At 47.8% G+C, this 23,084-nt stretch carries 18 protein-coding genes and 1 rRNA gene; 8 read left to right on the top strand and 11 right to left on the bottom strand.

Annotated features, from left to right (window positions below; translation table 11 throughout):
* Nucleotides 1-17 precede the first annotated feature (17 nt).
* Both WG89_RS01635 and WG89_RS01630 read right to left on the bottom strand, forming a co-directional pair.
* Nucleotides 18-845, bottom strand: a complete 828-nt coding sequence (locus tag WG89_RS01635) for a hypothetical protein (RefSeq protein ID WP_062260505.1) — start codon at nt 843-845, stop codon at nt 18-20.
* Between the two features lie 9 nt (nt 846-854).
* On the bottom strand, nt 855-2,003 hold the full coding sequence (locus tag WG89_RS01630; protein ID WP_062260503.1) for a hypothetical protein: 1,149 nt from the start codon (nt 2,001-2,003) through the stop codon (nt 855-857).
* 227 nt (nt 2,004-2,230) lie between these two features.
* Between WG89_RS01630 and serB the strand changes: the two genes are divergently transcribed.
* The 4 genes from serB to WG89_RS01610 are packed head-to-tail and all read left to right on the top strand — an operon-like array spanning nt 2,231 to nt 7,069.
* A complete protein-coding gene (gene serB / locus WG89_RS01625) occupies nt 2,231-3,469 on the top strand; it encodes a phosphoserine phosphatase SerB (RefSeq protein ID WP_062260502.1) in 1,239 nt (412 codons plus the stop codon).
* Nucleotides 3,470-3,471: 2 nt separating this feature from the next.
* Nucleotides 3,472-4,722, top strand: a complete 1,251-nt coding sequence (locus WG89_RS01620; protein ID WP_245662854.1) for an ABC transporter substrate-binding protein — start codon at nt 3,472-3,474, stop codon at nt 4,720-4,722.
* Nucleotides 4,719-6,449, top strand: a complete 1,731-nt coding sequence (locus WG89_RS01615; protein WP_062260500.1) for an ABC transporter permease — start codon at nt 4,719-4,721, stop codon at nt 6,447-6,449. The genes WG89_RS01620 and WG89_RS01615 overlap by 4 nt, the downstream gene beginning before the upstream one ends.
* Entirely contained in the window at nt 6,446-7,069 is a 624-nt protein-coding gene (locus tag WG89_RS01610) for an ATP-binding cassette domain-containing protein (RefSeq protein WP_062260498.1), read from the top strand. Before WG89_RS01615 ends, WG89_RS01610 begins: the two co-directional genes overlap by 4 nt.
* 173 nt (nt 7,070-7,242) lie before the next feature.
* Here WG89_RS01610 and WG89_RS01605 read toward each other — a convergent pair whose 3' ends face one another.
* From WG89_RS01605 to epmB, 7 genes are all read right to left on the bottom strand, one after another.
* A complete protein-coding gene (locus tag WG89_RS01605) occupies nt 7,243-8,193 on the bottom strand; it encodes a hypothetical protein (RefSeq protein WP_062260496.1) in 951 nt (316 codons plus the stop codon).
* A gap of 109 nt (nt 8,194-8,302) precedes the next feature.
* Nucleotides 8,303-10,318 (bottom strand): EAL domain-containing protein, encoded by a 2,016-nt coding sequence (locus tag WG89_RS01600; RefSeq protein ID WP_172806673.1) that lies wholly within the window; start codon nt 10,316-10,318, stop codon nt 8,303-8,305.
* A gap of 271 nt (nt 10,319-10,589) precedes the next feature.
* Complete coding sequence (locus WG89_RS01595) at nt 10,590-10,865, bottom strand: hypothetical protein (RefSeq protein WP_062260492.1); 276 nt, start codon at nt 10,863-10,865, stop codon at nt 10,590-10,592.
* 245 nt (nt 10,866-11,110) lie between these two features.
* Nucleotides 11,111-12,787: a hypothetical protein gene (locus WG89_RS01590; RefSeq protein WP_062260490.1), complete on the bottom strand. Its 1,677-nt coding sequence runs from the start codon at nt 12,785-12,787 to the stop codon at nt 11,111-11,113.
* A gap of 132 nt (nt 12,788-12,919) precedes the next feature.
* Complete coding sequence (locus WG89_RS01585) at nt 12,920-14,572, bottom strand: hypothetical protein (RefSeq protein WP_062260488.1); 1,653 nt, start codon at nt 14,570-14,572, stop codon at nt 12,920-12,922.
* A gap of 86 nt (nt 14,573-14,658) precedes the next feature.
* Complete coding sequence (locus tag WG89_RS01580; protein ID WP_062260486.1) at nt 14,659-16,173, bottom strand: hypothetical protein; 1,515 nt, start codon at nt 16,171-16,173, stop codon at nt 14,659-14,661.
* Between the two features lie 90 nt (nt 16,174-16,263).
* Nucleotides 16,264-17,319 (bottom strand): EF-P beta-lysylation protein EpmB, encoded by a 1,056-nt coding sequence (gene epmB / locus WG89_RS01575; protein ID WP_079253602.1) that lies wholly within the window; start codon nt 17,317-17,319, stop codon nt 16,264-16,266.
* Nucleotides 17,320-17,348: 29 nt separating this feature from the next.
* Between epmB and efp the strand changes: the two genes are divergently transcribed.
* Nucleotides 17,349-17,918, top strand: a complete 570-nt coding sequence (efp, locus tag WG89_RS01570) for an elongation factor P (protein ID WP_062260483.1) — start codon at nt 17,349-17,351, stop codon at nt 17,916-17,918.
* A gap of 54 nt (nt 17,919-17,972) precedes the next feature.
* On the opposite strand, the gene WG89_RS01565 is transcribed toward efp, so the two are convergent.
* Both WG89_RS01565 and WG89_RS01560 read right to left on the bottom strand, forming a co-directional pair.
* Entirely contained in the window at nt 17,973-18,590 is a 618-nt protein-coding gene (locus WG89_RS01565; protein ID WP_062260481.1) for a hypothetical protein, read from the bottom strand.
* Nucleotides 18,591-18,672: 82 nt separating this feature from the next.
* Nucleotides 18,673-19,266: a hypothetical protein gene (locus tag WG89_RS01560; RefSeq protein WP_062260479.1), complete on the bottom strand. Its 594-nt coding sequence runs from the start codon at nt 19,264-19,266 to the stop codon at nt 18,673-18,675.
* Nucleotides 19,267-19,352: 86 nt separating this feature from the next.
* On the opposite strand from WG89_RS01560, the gene epmA reads away from it, so the two are divergent.
* The 3 genes from epmA to WG89_RS01545 all read left to right on the top strand — a co-directional run.
* Nucleotides 19,353-20,342, top strand: coding sequence for an EF-P lysine aminoacylase EpmA (gene epmA, locus WG89_RS01555; protein WP_062260477.1), 990 nt, complete (start codon nt 19,353-19,355; stop codon nt 20,340-20,342).
* An 80-nt stretch (nt 20,343-20,422) separates the two neighbouring features.
* A complete protein-coding gene (locus tag WG89_RS01550; protein ID WP_062260475.1) occupies nt 20,423-21,982 on the top strand; it encodes a peptide ABC transporter substrate-binding protein in 1,560 nt (519 codons plus the stop codon).
* A gap of 582 nt (nt 21,983-22,564) precedes the next feature.
* Nucleotides 22,565-23,084: ribosomal RNA gene (locus tag WG89_RS01545) — 16S ribosomal RNA — on the top strand; the annotation flags it as partial.

Below are 23,084 nucleotides of genomic sequence, written 5' to 3'. Positions count from 1 at the left end.
GGTTTTTTTGTTGACTGTTACCAGCCATCAGGGTCATCGTCGTTACCCGTTTCCCAAACGAACTCTTCTTCCTCTTTTTTTTCGGGTTCTTTAAGGCGGTGGACACCCGGCTCCAGGATCTGCTCGTCTGGTGATTCAATAATGGAGAGTCCATCCATAAAGGTCCAAAAGGAACGGAAGACTTTTTCCAGAAGTTCCGGGGACGGTTCTTCATCCAATGCCCAGTGGCCATTGGGTTTAAAATCAACAGTTACTATATGCTCAGGCGTGATTGCAGTACAAAATTCGTAGGAACGGGTTCCATTCCTGCCTCCATGAAGAAATTCAAGCCAGGTGCGACCTTTTAGATGATGGACTGCAATATCATCTGGGCTTGATGGGTAGATCCAACCGGAGTCATCATAGTCATACCCCTTTGGCAACCAGTATAAAAGCGTTTTTTCAAGTTGGCCGAGGTCTCTCAGGTCCGTGATATTCTCCAAACTGTTCACATTGACCCAGAAGGAAGTGATCACAACCTTGCAGCTGCCGACCATTGCCAGTTCTTGTCCATAGGGAACAAGATGTTTCCAGTAGACTGTAGACAGGGTCATGGGGTGGAACTGAGGATAGCCGTCATACAATTCTCTGGGATAGCCATTAGGGTAGGCCATGTAATAGGACCGATCATAAAGCTCTACACTGTGAGGCGTTGGAGGCGGAGGAGGGAAGCCGGCAAATGGTTCGGACTCATACAGACAGCCAGAAAATACCAGCTGAAACTGTGATAGCTGATAGCAATGCAGTGGCTCATCTTCAAATGAACACCATTCCAAGTGTTCGTGCTGATCAATCAAATCTGTCATAAGGACTTCTTACCAGCCTCCTAGAACCGTGCTTAGTTTGGCAATCAAGCCTGTAAAGGGTGGGAGCTGTCTGGCTGTTCCTCCAGCCAGAGATTTATCTAGCCTTTGAGCAAGACTTTTGATCGTCTGGGTATCAGCGGTCAATGTTGAGGCATTATTCCATTTAAACGGAAGAGCTTTGACTTGGTTCTGCAGTTGATCATTCACTCCCTGGTGCAATCTTGTGACCAGATTTGTTCCTTCAGTCCGTCCCACTCTGTTGGTGACATCAGCCTGTAGGCGCTCAAGGTTTTCCAGCAGCAACCCCAGATTGGCTTTTGGATCAATAAACTCAAAGCTTTGATGTTTTAATGGTTGCCCTGAATTTCTGAGCTGCTTTAGTGCGTCGGACAGCAGCTTGGCACCATGACCGAAGACATACCAGTGGTGCTGGCGCTCCCCCATATCGGACCAGTAATGCTTCTCGGTTTCAATCAATACCTTGGCAAGTTCTACAGCACCATTGCCTTCCTTGATAATTTTCTGCTCCGGGATGCGCCAGGTGCCGAGCTGATCCACCACAAAGCTGGGCGTGTAATAGAGAGAAAATGAATTTCCCAACCTCTTGCCATTTGCATTCGTCAGAAACAGATCCCCAAACGCATTCGCAGTCTTTTCAACGGAATAAGCTTGATCTTTAGGCTCTAGAACCGCGCCTATGGCACCAATATAGGTAGATATCTTTTGATCATTGGACTTTTCGGGGTGCCAATCCCCTTTAGAGAGAGAACGGCTCTTTACATCATAAAGCCCTGGTAAATGACCTTTACCTTTATTCAATGATTCTTGAATATTGGTGATATAAACCCCTTCACCGTGACTATTTGGAGTTCCTGACTGCAGCACTGAATAAGTCACAATCACCGGCCCGCAATCCAATCGATGCTGGCTAGAATTACTTTGATTGGATTGGCTGCTCACTCCGGCTGCAGAGTTCTTCAGACCAATCATTTTCTCCAGGCTTTGCTTGCCAGAGGGGGTGGTAGGGTTAACCAGCTCGACAAAACGGGTTACCAAGCCAGGGTCAATATAAACCTTTCGGCCATTTTCACCTCGGGTGTCTCGGTCAAAAAAGATATATGAATTGAACGACTGAGCGGGAGTACTGAACGACGTCACTGCTTTCTTCCTTGATACTTCGTTTTTTACTTCTTATTACTGCACTGCCTTGTGCCGTAGGTCCGATGACTAAGACAGCTACTTTGCCCCTGAACTTTATTGAAAAATCGCCGTACTTTCAACGAAAGCTATTCTCTATGCGTTACAATACCGCCCGTTAACAGCCATGAGCGATCGCGGCTATGAAAGACTTTCTTCAGTTAAAACGATAAGAAGCCAGGTGTACTGTGAGCGAGATTCTGCTGATCAATGTGACGGGACGGGACAAACCCGGTCTGACGGCCTCCATAACCTCCATCATGGCCGACTATGGGCTGGAGATTCTCGATATTGGCCAGTCGGTGATTCATGACACCCTGAGCTGGGGCATTGTTGTGAGATTGCCAGAGGGGCGCGAAGCCGCGCCGGTTCTGAAAGATCTGCTCTTTCATTTCCACGAGCTTGAGCTGCAATTCAACTACCAGCCCATCTCTGATACTGACTATGAGAAGTGGGTGTCCGAGCAGGGCAAAAACCGCTACATACTGACTCTGCTCTCCAGAAATGTCACAGCAGAGCAGATAGCCCGGGTCGCGAACATTACTGCAGAGCATGGCCTCAATATTGACCAGATTACCCGTCTTTCCGGTCGCCGTTCACTGAATCCAAATGCCCAGGAACAGCGTACTTCTTCCTGTCTGGAGTTTTCTGTCAGAGGAACATCTCCCGATCTGAATCAGTTGCGGGCTGACTTTCTGCATATCTCCTCAGAGCTGGATGTGGATGTAGCCTTTCAGGAAGACAGCATCTATCGCCGAAACCGCCGGCTGGTGGTGTTCGATATGGACTCAACCCTGATTGAAGCTGAGGTGATTGACCTTCTGGCAGAAGCCGCTGGAGTCGGTGACAAGGTGGCAGAAATCACTGAAAGAGCTATGCAGGGCGAGCTGGACTTTAACGAGAGTTTCCGGGAAAGGCTGGCCATGCTGAATGGTCTGGATGAGTCTGTGTTGGCTGGTATTGCAGAAAAGCTGCCTATGACTGAGGGGGCTGAAAAATTACTCAGAAGCCTCAATGCCCTCGGCTATAAAACCGCCATTCTTTCGGGAGGCTTTACTTACTTTGCTCGCTTCCTTCAGGAGCGTCTGGGCATCGATCATATCTTTGCCAATGAGCTGGAAATCGTCGATGGCAAAGTGACGGGTCAGGTGAAAGGCGAGATTGTTAACGGTGAGCGCAAGGCAACGTTGCTAAAACAGATTGCCCAGAGTGAAGGTGTTTCTCTGGATCAGACTATTGCTGTTGGTGACGGTGCCAACGATCTGCCCATGTTGAGCGTGGCAGGTTTGGGAATTGCGTTCCGAGCCAAGCCGCTGGTCAAACAAAGTGCAAGACAGTCTATTTCTACACTGGGTCTGGATAGCATTCTTTACCTGCTTGGTTTCAGTGAAAAAGACTTACAGGTGCTCAATCAGGATAAATCGTAAGAATGTTTTGGAAGTTGAAAAAGCGTTCATTTATTACATGCATGCTAGTGGTGCTGGCAACACTGTTTTCTATAAGCAGTCACTCAGCCCCTCTTTCTGAGTCTTCTGTGCCCACAGAGAATAATCAGTGGCAGAAGACTTTGGGAGAAGCCAGAGGACAAACCGTTTACTTCAATGCCTGGGGGGGCAGCCAGCAAATCAATGATTACATACGCTGGGCAGCTCAACAGGTGCAAAAGCGTTATGGCATTGAATTAAAACAGGTGAAGGTCACGGATACAGCAGATGTTGTCAGTCGTATATTGGCTGAGAAGCAGGCGGGTCGGGACACTGGCGGAACCGTTGATATCATCTGGATCAATGGCGAAAACTTTCGCTCAATGAAAAACCATGGCCTGCTGTTTGGCCCTTTTACCGAGCAGTTGCCCAACTATCGCTGGATTGATCCTCAGGAGAAGCCAACAACAGTCCTGGACTTTGGTGAGCCAGTAGAAGGTCTTGAAGCCCCATGGGGCATGGCTCAACTGGTTTTTATCTATGATCAGGCCAGTGTGCAAAATCCACCACGCAGTGCTGAAGCCTTGCTGGAATTTGCCAAGAAGAATCCGGGGCGGGTGACTTACCCTCTACCCCCTGATTTTGTCGGTACCACTTTTCTTAAACAATTATTGCTTGAGTTGAGTGGCAATAATCCGGCTTTGTTTGAGCCAGTAGATAAGGCCGATTTTGAACAGGTAACCGCACCTCTTTGGCGTTATCTGGATGAGTTACATCCCATGTTGTGGCGCAAGGGCGAAACCTTCCCTCAAAATAATCTGGCGCTGACACCCTTGCTGGATGATGGCGAGATTCTACTATCGATGACGTTTAATCCCTCCTACGCCAGTTCTGCGATTGCCAATGGTGAGCTGGCAGAGAGTGTCAGAACTTATGTGAATACCGCTGGAACAGTCGGTAACACTCATTTTCTGGCCATTCCCTACAATGCTCGTGCTAAAGCAGCAGCCCAGGTCGTGATTGATTTTCTGATGTCTCCACAGGCTCAACTGCATAAGTCAGACCCTGATGTTTGGGGTGATCCCACCGTTTTGAGTATGGGTAAGTTGAATTCTGAGGATAAGAAGCGTTTCAGTGAATTACCCTTGGGTGTTGCTACTCTGAGCCCACAGGCACTGGGCAAAGCATTACCCGAACCTCACAGCTCCTGGTCAACGGCTCTGGAAGCTGAGTGGCAGAAGCGTTACCGCCAGTGAGTGATTCGTTGATTATCCGAAAGGGCTCCGTACTGAATTTCTCTGCGACACTGGTCGCAGTTTTATTTTTTGCCGTCGTATTGTTGGGTACGCTAAGTGCAGTATTGCCAGCATTTGGCTATTTCCCTGCCCTGGGTATGTCGTCTCTGTCTCTTAAGTCATGGGGACAACTTTGGGAAACACCGGGTCTGGCAGAGATGTTATGGCTGTCGTTCTTTTCCGGTGCGGGAGCAACTCTTGTTTCCATGTTGCTGGCGCTGGCTCTGGTCAGTGCAGCCTGGGGCAGTCGATTCTGGCATCAGGCTGAGCGCTGGTTATCACCTATTATGGCCACGCCTCACGTTGCTCTTTCGGTGGGGCTGATGTTTCTGATTATGCCCAGTGGCATGATTGTCAGAGGGCTTTCTCCCTTTGTGGATTGGCAGGGGCCGCCAGACTGGCATACGGTTCAGGATCCCTGGGCCTTGTCATTGATGGCTCTGCTGATACTGAAAGAAACACCTTTTCTGATCCTGATGTTGATGGTGTCCATCAGACAACTGCCTGTTAGAGAAATACTGAGAACAGGGGCGGGTCTGGGTTATCAGTCATGGACATTATGGGTCAAACTGATTTGGCCGCAGCTCTATGCAAGAACACGTCTGTCGATGCTGACGGTTCTGGTATTTTCTTTGTCTGTGGTGGATATCGCCCTTGTCCTGGGGCCTGCAACGCCTCCCACCTTTGCTGTGCAAGTGCTGAACTGGTTTCAAAACCCTGATCTTGAGTTTCAGTCTCTGGCTTCGGCGGGCAGTGTCCTGCTGCTGATTCTGGTTTTGTTAACCATTGCCATCATTGTTTCATTTGAAAAAGCCGCGAAAAAGCTATGCCGCCGATGGCTCACCTCTGGTCAAAGGGGTGTGGCTGGTGGTTTCTGGGCTGGCTTTTCGATTATCAGTTGGAAGCTTCTGCTGGGCGTGTTTACCGGCAGTGCTTTGATGTTACTGCTTTGGTCGTTTGCCTGGCGGTGGCGATTCCCTTCTATTTTTCCCCAGAGCTGGTCTTTAAGAGGTTGGGAAAGAGCCTGGCCAAGACTGGTTGAACCTCTGGAAATGGCATTGCTGATTGCTTCCGTATCAGCCTTTCTGGCTTTGCTGGTGTCGATACTGATATTGGAGGCTGGCAGGAATAGCCAGAAAGTATCTCCCCACATGGAAAAGGTGCACAGACTGATCAGTCGAGCCATGTACTTGCCCTTGTTGTTGCCTCAGCTGACTTTTCTGTTTGGTATTCAGGTCTGGTTGATCCGTTCTGGTACTGAAGGACACTGGCTTTCTGTTTCCCTGATGCATCTGCTGTTTGTTCTACCTTACTGCTATTTAAGTCTTTCAGGTCCCTGGCGGCACTATGATGAGCGTCAAACTGCTCAGGCTCTTTTGTTATCCGGTTCACCTGCCCGGGCTTTTTTTCAGGTGAAGTGCCTGATTCTACTCAAACCGATACTGGCCAGTTTTGCTTTGGGCTTTGCCGTCAGTATTGCTCAATATCTACCAACATTATTTGCCGGTGCAGGAAGGGTCGTCACTGTGACAACCGAAACTGTGGCTTTGGCTTCCGGTGGTAATCGAAAGGTCATGGCTGTTTATGCTCTGGTGCAAATGCTGCTGCCTATGTTGATGTATGGATTGATGATGCTGTTGAGTGCCTGGAGGGTAACCGGCTGGAGACTGAGAAAGAGGTGGGTATGACACTGGAAGTAAAAAATCTCTGTTTAACGGTGGCTGGCAGACAACTTGTTTCCGATTTGAGTTTTGAGGCCAGGCCGGGGCAGGTTCTGGCCATCATGGGACCCAGTGGCTGTGGCAAATCGTCCATTCTGGACTTTCTCTGTGGCACATTAGCTCACAGCTTTAAGGCTTCTGGCGCTATTCTTCTTAACGGTATGGACATCACACAGGTAGCCTCCCACCGTCGTGGTATGGGTATGCAGTTGCAAGATCACCTGTTGTTTCCGCATTTGTCTGTGGGTGAGAATCTTGCCTTCGGAGTACCTGCTTCCTATAGCCGTTCGCAGCGGAAGCAGAAGGTTGAAAACGCTCTGGATGATTGCCAGCTTCAGGGTTATGGCAAACACAATCCATTGACCTTGTCTGGTGGGCAAAGAGCGAGAATCAGTTTGATGAGAACTCTGCTTTCGGAGCCTAAAGCTTTATTGCTGGATGAACCTTTTTCAAAGCTGGATCCTGAGTTGCGACAGCAGTTCAGGGAATTTGTCTTCAAGCGGGTTTCGGAGCTATCAATCCCCGTGATTATGGTGACTCATGACCAGGCGGATATTCCTGATGGTAGTGAGGTAATCCGGCTGTGAAAATAAATTCACGATAAAAGCAGCTACTGATGCAAGAGTGTTTAGGATTGGTCTCATAATAGCTTACCGATTTACATGAGGATTCCGTTCACCCTGAGCTTGTCGAAGGGTCGTGGTATTGGGCTTCGACAGGCTCAGCCCGAACGGGGGTTGAGAGGGGATCAATAAGGAAGTTACTTCAGGACTATTCCTTGCCAGGGACAGTCCTCTTTAGCTTGCAGAACTTCACTTTCTAACTCAGGGCAGCCGAATTTTTTAAAGTCGTCTGCTTTGCTGTCAGCATCCTGTTCATTAATCCAGACAGAGTCGCTGCTCACGTTGTAGCGGAATTTGTTGGCCACTTCCTGAACGGTAGGTTTGACTTCCTCATCGTATCGACCCGATTTGGCCAGTGCTCTAAATCGGCCTGCCCAGTACATTCTGGGGGCGGCCATCCGGTTCTGGAATTGATCCTGGAATCGGTCGAACTTCATGAGTTTTCTGGAGCGGGCATCCACTACATGCTTTTGTTTGGATGAATCAAAAGTCAGTAATCTTGATAACTGAAGATCATTTTGTCTTCGATAGTCGACTTTTCTCAGCATGCTATCGAGCTTTAAGGTTCCATCTTTCCCAAGCTCTGCGGGCATCAAGTCACTGAGCTTGCTTGCTGTTTCTGACTGAACCTTTAGCTTACGTGGCCTGAGCATTCTTACCTTCATTTCTCCTGGGGAAGATGCTTCCATTTTTAGTAGACCAACTTCTGCTAACCAGGCGCAGGCGTTATGCTCTGGGCTTCCCTTGTCTATTGTTGCTGTAAGTTTCTTAAAGTTTACCGGCATCGAGAGATCATCAGACCGAGATGTCAGGGCTTCAATCAGCTTCTCTATATGATGTATTTCAGCGGGCTCCGGCTGGCGGAGAATAAAAGCCTTCAGTCTGGCAAAAGGCCCATTGGGTACAGAAACAACCTCAGCTTTTCTGCTTTTGACGGGCTTTTCGTTTTGATGGTTTTTTGCAGATTCAGGAATCGATTTCCCAGGAGAATGGGATGATACAGGACCACTGTTATTGCCCTGCTGGCTTGAAGGCTCAAGAGTTACATAGGGGTTTTGAGGTGTTTTCCCAGACTTTCCTACGCTCATGACGGTTCATTCTTTCTGCCGATACTTTTTCATCGGCACCAAAGAGTGAAATTGAATGTTGAGAGCAGCAGAGCCATCAGGCTTACTGCTGCTTCTTTGAGCATAAGTATCAGCTACTGAAATCGTAAGTCATGGATTCCAGAGGCGGCTGAAGATAGTGGCCCTGAACGTAGTCCACACCCAACTGCCAGATGCTGGTGAGTGTCTGGGCATTCTCAACCCTGGGCATGATGATGACCTTGTTCAGTGCCTTGAGATTGTTAGTGGCTTTCTTCAGCTGAGAGTCATCGTTGCGCTCAAGCTTCTCCGTGAATAAATAGTCCAGCTTCACAAACATAAGATCCAGATGTTCCATAATCTTCATGGATCGTGATTCGCCGGAGAACTGAGTCATGGCAAACTTGCAGCCAACGGGCTTTAAGCGCTCAGCAAACGTTTTGACCTGGTTCAGGTGTTGGTGAACCAGTCTCTCGGTCATTTGCAGAATGATCATATGACCCGGAACATCTGCTGCTTCCAGCAGGCGTGCGAGACGTTCTGCAAACTCTTCGTCGTCCAGACTGGCCTGACTGATGTGAATCATCATTCGGGTGTCGTCGCCGTTTCTGAGCTTCCTTGAAAGCAGCTTCACGGACTGACGAATAACCCAACGATCAATGAAGGGCATCAAGTCACTGTCTTCAGCGGCGGTAATGAATTCACCGGCAGGGACTTCCTTACCTTTCTGATCCAGCAGACGCAGCAATACCTCGTAGTACCCCTGGCCTTCACCTGTAACGCTGATCACAGGCTGGAAGAGTAATCGGAAACTGTCGTTTTCAAGAGCCTGACGAATCATGGCAACGGTATCGCCGTTGCTGGCTTTCTGGTTATCAATAGCACTTTGGGAGAAAAATTCGAGTTTGTTGCCGCCATCATCAGTGGCCAGCTGACAGGCAAAGTGGGCACGTTCCAGCAACGATTTGCCATCGCCTTCCTGACCTTTTTCGGCAAGGCCAACACTGGCAGTTGTATAAAGCGTCTGTTGACCGGCGTTGATCAATTCTTTTTCAAGAGTATCTCTCAAAGGTTCAAGGGCAGCGATGTCGCGCTCATGGACATTGATCAGGTAAACCTCGTCAGCATAGTGAGTGGCGGTACTGTTTGGCAGCTGCTCAAAAAGGATACGGTTCATGGTTTCCTGAGCGGCAATGCTGCCCTCAATGCCAATGTTTTCCCGAATGGAGTCGTAGTTATCCAGTCTCAGGTAAGCGAGGGTTTCCGGTTCCTGCTCTGTGTCCAGCAGGGAAACAAAATGTTTTCTGGGAATCAGAATGGAATCTTCTTCCTGTTGAATAACGGTAGAAGAAGCATTGGCAGGCGCACTGCCTTTCACAATAACCTGAATACACTGTTCATCATCAAATACGGCATCGGAGAGCAGAACAGTGGCTGGAAAAGCCTGACCTTCGGCATTCATCAGCTGGCACTCCACCGCAGGTTGCTCGTCACCGGGCTTGAAATGCTTGATCAGGTTTTTAAACAGAGGCTGATCCTGGGAAGAGATCATATCTATCAGCGGCATGCCGGCCAGGTCATCCGGATCTTCATAACCGAACAGTTCGATATAGGAAGGGTTGGTATCGATATGCATGCCTTCATGAACGTAGGCAATGGCCTGAGAAGCATTATCCATCAATAACTGGCAGCGCTGCTCAAGGTCACTGAGTTCTTTGTGCAGTTTCTGCAGTTGCTGGCGGCTCTCCTGACTGCTTTTTTCTCTAAGGATGGCGTGCAGCATGTGCTCTTCATGAGAGTGGAGGATTGCGTCGCCAGCACCTTTGTCGAGCCAGTGCTTGATAATGTCAGGCTTGTCTTCCTGTACTGAGACAATGACGGGTATATCGAGCTTCAGTCTCTGGACACTGGAAAGAACCTGCTCTGCGTTTAGCATGGAGGTTTCTTCAACCGTCAGCAGCAAATCCCAGAGGCCTGTGGTGAGCGCTTCGTCAAGATCATCCAGAGTATCGATCTGTTGTACTCTGGCTGGAAGGCCGGCATTGCGGAAAAGTTTGACCCAACGCTCTGCCTCGTTTCTGGATGTCTCCAGCGTCAACAGGCGTACTGGCTGTTTATTGTTGTTCATGATGGCAGTGCTTTTTAAGTCGTGAAAAATCATTTCTCGCCCAAGCGAAAGATATTTCCTGATCGCTGTGGGTCGTTCTTTCTGAACTTCAAGCTGAGCGGTCTATGCTCGGTCAGACTTCTGGATGCGCTCCCTGCAATACTTACCCTGTTAAGGAATAGGTATTAACTTCTATTACACCGCATTCTAATCATTCTGAGCCACGTCCAAAAGACTTATTGTCAAAACTACTGGAATGGTTCCATCTTTTTAATCAGATAGGGTTATCCATTCACTTTTCTGCAGGCTGGGCAAAGTCAGGCGACATTTGATTGATTTTATCCATCGAAATCGACTGCCAGTGAGGACACCCCGTGTATCGCCAGTTTTGGATGATGCCCTTTGCGGAAGTAGTAAACGACTGTCGGCATGTACTCATTAAATAGGCAGATCCCCAGTTAGAGACCCAGCTATAGACTTTTTTACCATCTTCCAACTGCAGCATTGAGCCAGGCGCTCCCCAGTTGCTGATGACTTCTTCGATATGGTGGCCTTGCCAGGAATCCATAACATCCTGAGTTGTTGTACAGCCAGTCAAAAGGATACCAACAAGTAGAAAACACCTGGAGTAATGGTTGATGAACACCCGCCCGCCTTGTTTCGATCTTCTGGATTAAATCGAAGAAGTATAGAAGCTCTCGGTTGGTAGTTGTCAGTTTGGAGTAGACCGTTATCAGTTGGGCATTGATAGGTGCGTGCTTATGGGGTCTCAGAGCTGCTTCTCTGTATACCGAACACTTCTTACAGTTAACTTTAAAATTGATCTTCCAGAAGCCGGAACTTGAACTGGTTGTACCCCGGTGAACTGGATACACATTCCAGCAACTGTCCCTTTCTGATTTCTCCCCCCTGGAGCAGAATGAACTTCAGTCCGCTTTTGAAAGAAACCCGGGGCGTTATCAGAGTTGGCATATCATTGACTGGAGGCAAAACAGGCAGAAGGAACGCTCTCTGGTAGTGGCTGGCTTCAGCTGTCTTCTTCAAGGGCGTTATGGCGCAAGGTTTTGTTGCGGCAGAGAGTAGCTCTAACCCTATCATCATGGTTTTTTGATGGTTAACCTGAATCCATCGAACGGCCGCAAGCATCCATTTTTTCTGGCCAGACTCCCTGATGGCCAGCATTTCTCCGGTGCGCAGCTGGCGTTCAAGATGAATGTCAGTGCTCAGGCAATAACCACCCGCAGAGGTATTGATAATGGAGCAGTTATAGACAGGGTAAAGTGGATCTTGACTGGCAGACCGAGTGAAGTGGATCGGTGAAGTGCTCTTGCGAAGCTTTTCATCATCATCCCTATGGGCGTCGTGGGCTTCTGACCAGGCATCACTGCTGTCATTGGAAGAAAAGGTGCTTTTTCCGGATTTGTTCCGTGTCGTATGCCCGGAAACCATTTCATCAAACGTCTTCTGATCGTGAACAAAGTAGTGAACGGCACTGAAGCCAAAGCATATTTCACAGGCATCTGAGCTGATTTGTCGCTTATGCTTCCGTGGAGAAGGAGGGCTCCAGGCTGTCGCCAGATGGTCGACCACCCGTTTGGGTAATGCTCCTGATTTTTCTTCGGTTATGGATGCACTCAGCTTTTTCAGATGGGTCGTGAGCAGTCTGGAGTCCAGTGCCAGCAGATGATCCTTGTTTTCTTCTTCCAGCTGCGAGCTAAAAAGCAGCCCTTCATCTGAATCCAGGTTTGTCACTAAATGGGATCGGCTGCTCTGCGAAGTCTCCAGTTTGCTGTGGGGAGCCCACAAACACAGAGCTTTGAAGATTTGACGAATTTCCTGAGGCCTCAGCTGGTTTGACCGGGACCGGCTCAGGAGCAGTACTCGCTTATAGAGATCGGATAGAGAGAGCGTTCGGGCCTTGGCTGTGATGGTATCTTCAAGACTGAAAGCTTCCAGCTGCTGAGCTCTGGCAATAGAAAACAGGCTGTGCATTTCCTGCCAGATTCGTTCGGGGGCAGGTCGATAATATTCGCAGGTAAAAAGTAACACTGAGGCACTTTCAGCCAGCGTGCGATGTAATGCAGCGGCCAGAGGGGTATTGCTGCTCTGTTGATTAAGACTGGAACGAATTATGACTTTGTAGACAGTCATTAGCCTGAGCAGTAATTGCAAGCAGACTTTGTATTCTTCTTGTTGAGCATCATTGAACGTAACCAGATCATTAAGTACCTGATTTTGACTCTGATGAATTAAATAATAAACGACGGGTCTAAACTGTTCAGCCAATGACCAATGAAGAGAAGGTATTACGTTGAGGCGAGCCAGCTCAGCCAATGCTTGGTTAATCGACTTATACGACTGTGCTCTATCTGTTTTAGGTAGCTCGCTGAGCCATTGATGAACCGCGTACACATCCGTTTGACTGAACGTTAAACTGTTCAGGCTTTGAGGTGGGAGTTGCAGCGGAATCCTTTCATTCTGCACGTCCATGGAATCATCCTGATTGTCTGCCCTTTATAAATCCTTGTGGGCTGACCTATATATTAAATACACCGACTTAAAGAATCCAGTTACAAACACGCCAAATTACTTATGGAACTTGTGAGATATGGCTGACATTGATTATTGTTCTTCATTCTCGTCCTCCTCTTCATCGCGTTCATCCGGCTCTGAAAACGCTGCCGCCGCTATAGCTTGCTCATTGTCTACTAACCGGAGAATAGAGAGCCTGCGGTTCCGACCAGGGTCGGTGAGGGTATCGACTATGACTCTTATCAGGGCTTCGACTTCTTCGGGGCTGGTGGTGTAAAAGTGCTGAGCACTTAAATGGGGAGCCAGAAAAATGTAATAGCCTCTTTCCTGATAAGGCCTATGTACTATGGCAAGAGCTAACAGTTCGGGGAGAATCAAGTTATTGAAGAGGTAAAAGCCAGGGCTCAATGATGCAACATAGTTGACCAGATTGAAGAGTGAGTCATCTGTTTCAGCGATAGACGTGAAAGCAGGCAAATGGCCGGCAACTTGCCTTGCCGCTTCTTCTGCATTGAACTGCAAATCACTGTTTGTTTGTTCTTCACCACTAGGTGTTGGAGCATGAAAAAGAGCTTCGATATTGTTGACATGAGCCTCTGTTATTTCCGGAATATTGCCCGAGTCCATTCTCTCAATCCAGGCTGCCCAGATATAGAAAAACTCCAGCATTAGCGTGACGCCGTTCAGGGATCGGCTTTGCTGCCACTGTATAGCCAGTCTAAGGATCTGATTCTGAAGGCCTGGGATATCGCGACGCACCCAAAGCGGGCGTCCTTGTTCATCTTTACGTTTGGAAAACTCATGCACAATCAAAGCCGCGGTTGACCATGAACCTCTCCGTATCTCTGCATATTTGGCCTGCAGAATATTCATTACAGTGGGTGTTAAAAAAGCCATCACACAAGCGGCTGTTACTCGGGTAATCATGCTGCAGCCTTCAGTAACTGCTAACCCAACAGCCCCTCCTATAATCATGGCGGCCAAGTGTTTTTCTTTGGAAAAGTACGCTCGGTCAGGCTTTTTCAGAGCATAAGCAGGCAAGCTGGCCAGGTTCTTATCGTGCTGTTCGAGTGTGGATAATTCTTTGGATTTTACGGTATCAGGCTCACTGCCACTCCCGCTTTCTTCTTCTCCCTCTGAATCTCCACCTTCTTCGTCTTCGGATGAAGAGTCTTCTTCTTTGTCATCGGTGCTGGCGGGTTGGTTATCAGGTTTTGGTGGATCCATCAGTTGTATAATCCCTGACAGATTCTGGCCAACTGGCTCATCGAAGACCTTTGGATTGTGCTGGCTAATAGACTCAGTCGTTACCGATAATGTCGTGGCTGCATCCTCTTCATGAGGATCTTCGATAGGGAGCTTGTCCTCCGGATCCTGTTCGAAAGGAGAAGCGATGCTCAGATCTTTCTGGCGCTCCTTCATTCTTTTTCGATGCTCTTCCAGTAACTTTTCATGTCCTTCTTTTTCAGCTTCCTGACCTGTTGCCATGTATTCGACTGAGGGCGGTCTCTCTTCTGGCTCATCAGGATCAAGAATGAGAGGAATCACAACCTTTGGCCTGATAGCTTCTACCATGATGTTGTAATCGAAAAGGTCGGGAAGGATAAATAAGGATTCTGCGGAAGGGGAAAGGCGAGGCCTGATATCCATTTCCGGAAATAAACCTGAATGAGCCTTATTGAGATGAACCAGCAGCAAGGATGCAACCAGAACAGCAAGCCAGTGAGTCTTGAAAGTAAACATGAATATATAAAAACTTTTTTATATTCAGAGTGGAGAATGAGAATAGAAGAAATTGTTTAAGGTGGCTGGATAAAAAAGTAACTCCTTCAGGATGCAGGTTGAGTCCAGTTTACTGATTGCCCTGAAGTCCAGGCCTCATTGATACGTCTCAGCCAAATCTGTTTCTCTTCTTTAGGAAACTCTGGGGCGCTGATATTTTTTCCAGTATCCAGGCTTTGGGCTCTTGCAGTAGCTTCTTGCAGGCTGCTTTTAAGCTCTGTGTCTTCTGAAGTGGAATCCAACGCTGTAGCCATTTGTTGTACAAGGAATTCGTGATCCAGTTTTTTCAATAAAGGCTGGAGATATTTGACAGGATTTTCATTATAAAATCGGCGAAGATTGATGATACAACGCTCCACGTCGCCATGATTTCTGCCTTGCCAGCTCATGAAGAAGATCATGCGGGTAACGGTCTTATCCATTTTCTCCAGCTCTGCCGTATGCAGGCTTTGAATATGCTGGCCAAACACTTCCATGTTGCTACTGCGTTTAGGTTCTTCCAGAGCCAGAACCTCTCGACATTTCTCAACAAGCTTTGCCATGCCTGGAGCCAGAACCAGAATGCTGGTGAGATTGACTGAAAGCAGTTGAGCCAGTTTTAAATCACACTGATCCAGTAAAGACTCTTCAACGGCCATCTGGTCTCCCCAGAAGCTTAGTGTCATCAGCTCAGCAGCGGATGTCATATTGGCCAGCTTGTTTTCAAAAACCGTTCGATGGTCTCCGACGATCATATCGTAACCGACCTTGTCACCATCATTTGAGTCTCTCTCTTCTCTGCTCACTTCTTTGGACGGTAATCCTGCTTCACGCTCAAGGTCTGTTCTGTATTTTGGGCGCTGATCAATATCGGCAGTAAAGAGCTTTGTATAGGTCAGTCTGGATTGGCTGGCTTTCAATTGGGCTTGCACTTCGTGCAGTTGAATGTGGTCAAGCATTTGTTCGGGCGGGATGCAACGTTTGATATTCGCGCACCGGCTAAAGATCTTATAAAAGTTAGTCTTAATATGAGTGAGGAGGAGATCTGGGTTGTCAAGGAGTGCTTGTCGGCTTACTGGGTAGTCTGGATTAAGCAGGAATAGATCCATAGCATGATGAAACAGCGTCATCAGTTGTTGAAATGAAGGCTCTGTCTTGTCTCGTAAATAAGATAAATATTGCTCTACTAACAGATCATTGGCCAAGGTTGTTTGTAAATCATAGAGATCAACCGGACATTCATCTGGATGTTGTTGCATATGAGCTTTGAGCTCAGGATTTTTGTGAAAAATGGCTTTGGCGTTATCAGAAATGAACCAGCTCAGTTCAGCGGGATTGACCATGGCAATGATGGATTCCTGAATCTCGGGTGGTTGTTGCTTGAAATACTCGATAGCTACCCGGGTTCCAAATGATTTCAGGTACTGATATCGGACAGTGTTCACATGCCTGTGAGCCAGTGGTGTTTTGTGCTCCCGAGGGCTTTCCTTTGGCTTGGCAGCAGCCTCTGCTTCAGGAAGGTTCTGAAGAGAAGGGGGCTTTCGCAAAATAGATTTTGGTGTCGCTGAGGCGTGATCAAACATAACAAACCCTGTTATCCAATAAGTCCATTTCAGTAACAGGTAGACCCGGGACAGAGTGCAAAGTTCCCAGGTTTAGCAGGCCTATAGCGATTAATTGATGGGTATAGGTGTTTTGCTGGCTTCCCCAGCCACTTCCCTGACCAGTTTGGGTACCAGATATCCTGGGCACTGATGCATAAGTTCATTGACCAGCACCTTGGCCTTTTCTTCCGCTATATCAAAATGAGCTGCTCCCTGAACCCGATCCAATAGATGCAGATAGTATGGCAGCACACCTGCATCAAAGAGGGTATGGCTCAAGTCAGCCAGTGTTTCAGCGTTATCATTGACACCCCTAAGCAGAACAGTCTGATTCAATAATGTAGCACCGGCTTGCCTGAGTTTTTGCAGGGACTGTGCAACATGATCATCAATTTCATTGGCGTGATTGCAGTGGATTACCAGCACCGGTTTGAGTCTTCCCTTGCAAAACCATTCGATCATTTCGTCTGTCACTCGCTGTGGGATGACAATGGGCAGCCGAGTGTGGATTCTGAGCGTTTTAACATGAGGAATGTCGGAGAGTGCATCAACCATTCTAGCCAGGCGACTATCTGTTGCTGCCAGTGGATCACCACCACTTAGAATCACTTCATGAATGCTTTCCTGTGAGCGAATATACGCAATGGCTTGCTTCCAGCTTTCTCCACCCAGCTGATTATCGCCATAGGGAAAATGCCTTCGGAAACAGAAGCGGCAATTTATAGCGCAAGCGCCACTGACTATCATTAACAGCCGTCCCTGGTATTTATGAATAATCCCTTCAGTGGGGTTTTGGGACTGTTCTGCCAGAGGGTCCAGACTGTAACCGCTGATTTCCTCGGACTCTTCTCCCAGAGGCAAAACCTGCCTGAGCAGTGGGTCAAACTGGTCACCCCTTATCATCCGGTCTATATAAGGACGTGGAATCCGCATACTGAAAGCCTTGTCGCCACTGATGGCTCCTGGCAGCAAAGTCTTTGGAAGGTTCAGGATTCCAAGCAGTTCTTCCGGATCTGTGACCGAGTCTGCCAGCACTTTTTTCCAGCTTTCGGGCTGCTCTTCAGGGAGCAAAAGACGGGTTGATAGTTTGTCAGTATGCACACCGCCCTCGTAACGGGTTATCATAGGGGTTTTCATTTTGCTGGTAGTGTCCGATGGCTAGTTATAGTACCAACGAGTTTCGTTCAGGTCTCAAAGTGATGCTGGAAGGTGATCCCTGCGTCATCATTGAGAACGAGTTTGTAAAACCAGGTAAGGGCCAGGCCTTTAACCGGGTTAAGTTCCGCAACCTGATGAGTAACCGTGTCTGGGAACGTACCTTCAAGTCTGGTGAAAGCATCGAAGCCGCAGACGTGATGGACTACGACATGGAGTACCTGTACACCGACGGTGAATTCTGGCACTTCATGATGACCGACGGCTCTTTTGAGCAGCACGCTGCCAGTAAGGACGCCGTGGGTGATACCATCGATTGGTTGAAAGAGCAGGAAGTATACTCTGTTACCCTGTACAACGGATCCCCTCTCTCTGTTTCTGCTCCTAACTTTGTTGAGCTGCAGGTAGTTGAAACGGATCCGGGTCTGAAAGGTGATACGGCTCAGGGTGGTTCCAAGCCAGCCAAGCTGAGCACTGGCGCTACTGTTAAGGTGCCACTGTTTATCACGGAAGGTGAAGTTCTGAAAATCGATACCCGTACCGGTGAGTACGTGGGTCGTGTGAAGTAAGAGAAAGAAGTTGCATCCTGCCAGAATCAGAGCCTCCTGGCGTGGTCTGGCAGGCTATTCGTCCTGAAACAGTGTTGTATCATAATCGTTCAGTTGGTCAGGGGGCGTCCCCAGGCTAATAACGCCAGACAAGTGGCCGTTATCGTTACTTTCCCTAGACGGCTCGCTCTGATATTCAAGCTCAACTTTTCCTGCCAGATTTCTACCGTCATAAAGAGCAAGCCCCTTTAGATAAAATTGAAAGCGGATGGTGTATCTGTTGCAGGCTCTTTCCTTATTACCGAAAACCTGCATTGTACTTTCGGTCATGAGGTAGTTTATTTGTGATGCATCGACGTAGTCTTCAATAGTCATGAAAATCTGCCCACCCACTATGATGATGGTGGCATTGTAGCGACCAAGGCCATCAAGATTATCCACTCGGTAAAAACTATTGGGAACTGAACAGTCTTCGTTATCATCGACCACAAGAGGACTTAAAGTGATTGTTTGAGGAGGAGAACCCACATCCATTGAAAATGTATCTGGACCTCGATAAGACGCCGTGGGGTATTCGAAGACCTGAGGCATTGAATCTGTGGGGAGCTCAAAGGCCTCAGGTAATAATGAACGAGAGTAAGACAGACCAATTGAAACACTGTATAGCGCCAGAGCCATCAAAAAAAGCCTCATACCTTCAACTCCTTGCTAGCGGCACCTTTTAACTTGAAGCTCATTGCTGTGTTTCTTTAAACAAAAAGCTACTAAGAGCTTTTTATTTCTGTTTGATCAGATTAACCGTCGTATCATTCAGGATGGTATTTTCTTCACCTAACTTGATGCTTCCAGTCAGGTAATCCCCTTCTTCTTTATATTCCAGACGAACTTCGCCAATTAAGTTTGATGGATTGGCAATGGCAATCCGACTGTTGCCGAAGCCAAATTTGATTTCAGTACCACGACACATCTTGGCGCCACCATGTTTGCCATGAGGGCCTTTATGATGACCGTGTCCATGACCATTGCCTTTCTTGTGCTTGTGGCCTTTGCCCTTTTTATGATGACGGCCTGGCTCTCCAAATCGAACGTCGTGTCCTTTCAGTCGATTACGAGTAATCAGGTAATCACCGGCGTTATTCGGTTTGGTGCTGTCTTCAATCACCATATGAACCTGGCAGCCTGTTACCCAGAGAGTGGCTGAGTAGCGATCTGAGTCTCCCAGATTACCGGAAACAGTGTAACGGCCGGTTGGAACAGAGCATTTGTTTTTGCCAATGGCTTCAGCACCTTTATAGCGCTCACAGGCCATTGATGTGCTTGCGATGAGGGATAGGCCGGCAACAGCCAGAATTTTTGTCACTGCTTTCATTGATTACATCCTTGTGGGGGCTAACATGTGACTTCAGTATAGGAAGCCTTTGATTGGCTCATTTCGACCAATGGAGTATGACTGGCATGTCATCCGATAACTGGAAACCCTCTGCCTCAATCTCGACACTGAAACAAAGAGCAGACCTGTTTGGCAGGATCCGGCAGTATTTTGACGAGCAGAATGTAATGGAAGTTGATACTCCCATGCTTTCAGCCAGTGCCACAGTGGATCTGCACATCGACAGTTTTGTAACCACCTTTCTACCCATTGGTGGAGGAAAGGAGCAATCCTGCTACCTGCATACTTCACCCGAGTTTCCAATGAAAAGGCTTCTGGCTGCGGGCAGTGGTGACATTTACTCTCTGGGTCGGGTATTTCGTAATGGGGAAGCCGGTGGGCGGCATAATCCTGAGTTCACTATGTTGGAATATTACCGGGTCGGGATGAATCAACATCAATTGATGGACGATATGTCTGAACTCCTCTCATCAGTGGCTGACTTTAAAGAGCTTGCCAGAGTGAGCTATGGCCATTTGTTTCAGGAGTATTTTGGGATTAACCCTCACTTAGCATCAGACGAAGAGCTGGCTCGACTTGTCAGGGAGAAAGTAGATAGCAGTCTGGATGGTCTTGAACGTAACGACTGTTTGGACCTTCTGTTTTCCAATGAAATTGAGCCTGGATTGGGTAAGAGTGATTCTAAGCAGTTGAATGGCGTTTATGTCTATGACTATCCGGCCAGCATGGCTGCGTTGGCGCGACTTCATACCAATGAAGGTGGAGAACAGGTTGCTGCACGGTTTGAACTCTTTATTAATGGTGTAGAGCTGGCTAATGGATACCATGAGCTCACTAATGCCCAGGAACAACATTCACGATTTCAGGCAGAGCAAGACAAACGTCGTGAATTGGGAAGACCCGTTTATCCCTATGATCAACGATTGGTTGAGGGCCTGAAGTCCGGAATGCCAGATTGTGCTGGAGTGGCTATGGGTCTCGATCGGTTATTGATGCTGATGCTCGATAAAAAGAAAATCGCTGATGTCATCGCTTTTGATTTTTCCAGAGCATGAAATAACAGATCGTCAGAGAAGTTGGCGGGAATGCTTTTTGAAAGCCAGAATGAAGCACTCTTGCTGAACAATAATGAAGAATGGCTGCTTTCTCTTTGATTTTCCAGGTTCTGTTGCTTTGCACTTCTATGATCCTCTCCATTGCCTTTGCCAAAGAACTGGTCAGGGGGAATGGGGGAGAGCCTCAGTCCCTGGATCCGCAGTTAATGTCTGGCCCACAGGAAGGCTGGATTGCCTATGACCTTTTTGAAGGTCTGGTGACTTATGGACCCAAAGGGGGGTTGATTCCTGGTCAGGCAGAATCCTGGCAAAGTTCGAAAGATGGTAAAACCTGGACGTTCAAAATCAGACCAGGACTGAAATGGTCAGACGGTGTTGCTCTGACCGCTAAGGATTTCGAGTACACCTACCGACGATTTGCTGATCCTGAAACGGCAGCCAGCTTTGCCTGGTTTCTGGAAGCTCTTGAAGTTCGAAATGCCCATGAAGTGATTAAAGGGCATAAAAAGCCAGAGCAGCTGGGTGTTAAAGCGGTAACGGATGAAACACTGGAATTCTATCTCGACTCCCCCGTCAGCTATTTTGCAGAGCTACTCGCGTTTTTTGGCTTTCTCCCTGTTCCTGAACATATCGTTGTCGAAAAAGGTACCAAGTGGAGCCTTCCGGGTAATGCTGTTGGTAATGGCGCCTTCAAATTAACGGAATGGAAGGTGAATGAAAGAATCAGAGCTGTCAGGAACCCCTTGTACCGAGACAATCAATCAACCCGGTTGGATTCGGTTGTTTACATTACAGGGGGGGATGAGTTGTCCCGATTTCGCTCCGGGGAAATTCATATCACCAATACGCTCAAGTCAGAACATGAAAACTGGGTTCGATCTAATCAGCCTGCTGCATTGAAAACAGAACCCTGGATGTCAGTTGCTCTTCTCTTCCTGAACATGAAGGACAAGGATTTGAAACATCAGGGTAATAGGCGAGCGCTGGCATTAAGTATTGATAGAGATGTACTGGCTAAAAGTCAGGCGACAGGTGCAGGAACGGCTGCCTGGCAGATTGTGCCTCCTAACTTTGACCACTATAAGCCTTCGTTGCCGGACGATTTACTCAAGACAATAGATGAAAGAGCCCGTATTGGCAGAAACTATCTTGAGGGTATGAAAGAAGTTGAGATTGCTTACTGCAATAACTGCGCAAAAGATAAAATGATAGCCATCGCTGTGGGTCAGGAATGGCAGAAAAGACTGGGAATAAAAGTAGTGCTCAAAGGGTATGAGAGAAAACATTATTACCAGACGTTAAACAACAAGGATTATCAGATTGCTATTGTTCAGTGGATCGGACCTTATAAAGACCCTGCTGCCTTATTGAGTATTTTTCATAGTCAGGCTGTGAGTAACAGGAGTTTGTACAGTAGCAAAGAGTATGACCAGCTATTAACAACAGGTAGAAGTATGCCCGGGAAGTCGGCGGAGAGAATGGCTGTTTACAATCAGGCAGAAGAGTTAATCATGAAAGATGTACCGACCATTCCATTAATACATCATCAGAATGTTCGTTTGGTCAGTCCGGAAGTTCAGGGGTATTCCGGGAAAAACATTATGGGGCGAGTCTACAGCAGACATTTGTCTTTGGATTAACCTGAGTGCCTAAGGTACATCTATATAGAATACAAAATAGACAAGCCTGCTTTAGGTATTAATCCTCTATTGCCATACTCGGTTTCGGACGTATAATTCGATCCACTTCTTCGGCGCAACCTTCCATTGCTAACAAACAGCAGCGCAATCAATAAAATATTGATTGACAGTTTGCTTCTGCAATGTAAAATGCGCCGCCGCTGAACAAGAAAAGCAACACTGATTCAATATCAGGGTTTGCAAGTTTGGCGGGTTGAAAAGCGGCTTGGAAAACAAGCGCTTGACAACAAAAACGGTCGCGGTAAGATAGCGGCCTCGCTGATCGGCACCAATCGCTGATTCAGCCGATTAAAACCTTCTTGTTTTAATCCTGTTCTTTAACAAATTATCAGACAATTCGTGTGGGCGCTTGTGCGAATGGCATCGGTCAACAAAAGCTTCGGCTTTTGAATGATTTAAAATGCTGATCAAGCAAGTGAACATACTCGTTAATTCAGCTCTCTCACAGAGAGTTAAATAAATGTGACGTTTAATTGTAAGATTGAGCAGCGGATTGCCCTTGGGCATGAAGCAAAACGATTTAAACTGAAGAGTTTGATCATGGCTCAGATTGAACGCTGGCGGCAGGCCTAACACATGCAAGTCGAGCGGTAACAGAACTAGCTTGCTAGTTGCTGACGAGCGGCGGACGGGTGCGTAACACGTAGGAATCTGCCCGGTAGTGGGGGATAGCCCGGAGAAATCCGGATTAATACCGCATACGCCCTAAGGGGGAAAGCAGGGGATCTTCGGACCTTGCGCTATCGGATGAGCCTGCGTCGGATTAGCTTGTTGGTGGGGTAATGGCCTACCAAGGCAACGATCCGTAGCTGATCTGAGAGGATGATCAGCCACACTGGGACTGAGACACGGCCCAGACTCCTACGGGAGGCAGCAGTGGGGAATATTGCACAATGGGCGAAAGCCTGATGCAGCCATGCCGCGTGTGTGAAGAAGGCTCTAGGGTTGTAAAGCACTTTCAGCGAGGAGGAAAGGTTGTACATTAATACTGTGCAGCTGTGACGTTACTCGCAGAAGAAGCACCGGCTAACTCCGTGCCAGC

Origin of the sequence: Endozoicomonas arenosclerae, from assembly GCF_001562015.1 — a bacterium.
Taxonomy (GTDB): Bacteria; Pseudomonadota; Gammaproteobacteria; order Pseudomonadales; family Endozoicomonadaceae; genus Endozoicomonas_A; species Endozoicomonas_A arenosclerae.
The sequence above is the reverse complement of the archived record's forward strand: the minus strand, read 5'-3'. Positions and strand labels throughout refer to the sequence as shown.

What these genes read in the sequence shown, in the direction of transcription:
- WG89_RS01635 (WP_062260505.1), bottom strand. Translation starts at nt 845, where the DNA reads ATGACAGATTTGATTGATCAGCACGAACACTTGGAATGGTGTTCATTT.
- WG89_RS01620 (WP_245662854.1), top strand. Translation starts at nt 3,472, where the DNA reads ATGTTTTGGAAGTTGAAAAAGCGTTCATTTATTACATGCATGCTAGTG.
- WG89_RS01610 (WP_062260498.1), top strand. Translation starts at nt 6,446, where the DNA reads ATGACACTGGAAGTAAAAAATCTCTGTTTAACGGTGGCTGGCAGACAA.
- WG89_RS01605 (WP_062260496.1), bottom strand. Translation starts at nt 8,193, where the DNA reads ATGAGCGTAGGAAAGTCTGGGAAAACACCTCAAAACCCCTATGTAACT.
- WG89_RS01600 (WP_172806673.1), bottom strand. Translation starts at nt 10,318, where the DNA reads ATGAACAACAATAAACAGCCAGTACGCCTGTTGACGCTGGAGACATCC.
- WG89_RS01595 (WP_062260492.1), bottom strand. Translation starts at nt 10,865, where the DNA reads ATGGATTCCTGGCAAGGCCACCATATCGAAGAAGTCATCAGCAACTGG.
- WG89_RS01590 (WP_062260490.1), bottom strand. Translation starts at nt 12,787, where the DNA reads ATGGACGTGCAGAATGAAAGGATTCCGCTGCAACTCCCACCTCAAAGC.
- WG89_RS01585 (WP_062260488.1), bottom strand. Translation starts at nt 14,572, where the DNA reads ATGTTTACTTTCAAGACTCACTGGCTTGCTGTTCTGGTTGCATCCTTG.
- WG89_RS01580 (WP_062260486.1), bottom strand. Translation starts at nt 16,173, where the DNA reads ATGTTTGATCACGCCTCAGCGACACCAAAATCTATTTTGCGAAAGCCC.
- epmB (WP_079253602.1), bottom strand. Translation starts at nt 17,319, where the DNA reads ATGATAACCCGTTACGAGGGCGGTGTGCATACTGACAAACTATCAACC.
- efp (WP_062260483.1), top strand. Translation starts at nt 17,349, where the DNA reads ATGGCTAGTTATAGTACCAACGAGTTTCGTTCAGGTCTCAAAGTGATG.
- WG89_RS01565 (WP_062260481.1), bottom strand. Translation starts at nt 18,590, where the DNA reads ATGAGGCTTTTTTTGATGGCTCTGGCGCTATACAGTGTTTCAATTGGT.
- WG89_RS01560 (WP_062260479.1), bottom strand. Translation starts at nt 19,266, where the DNA reads ATGAAAGCAGTGACAAAAATTCTGGCTGTTGCCGGCCTATCCCTCATC.
- epmA (WP_062260477.1), top strand. Translation starts at nt 19,353, where the DNA reads ATGTCATCCGATAACTGGAAACCCTCTGCCTCAATCTCGACACTGAAA.
- WG89_RS01550 (WP_062260475.1), top strand. Translation starts at nt 20,423, where the DNA reads ATGGCTGCTTTCTCTTTGATTTTCCAGGTTCTGTTGCTTTGCACTTCT.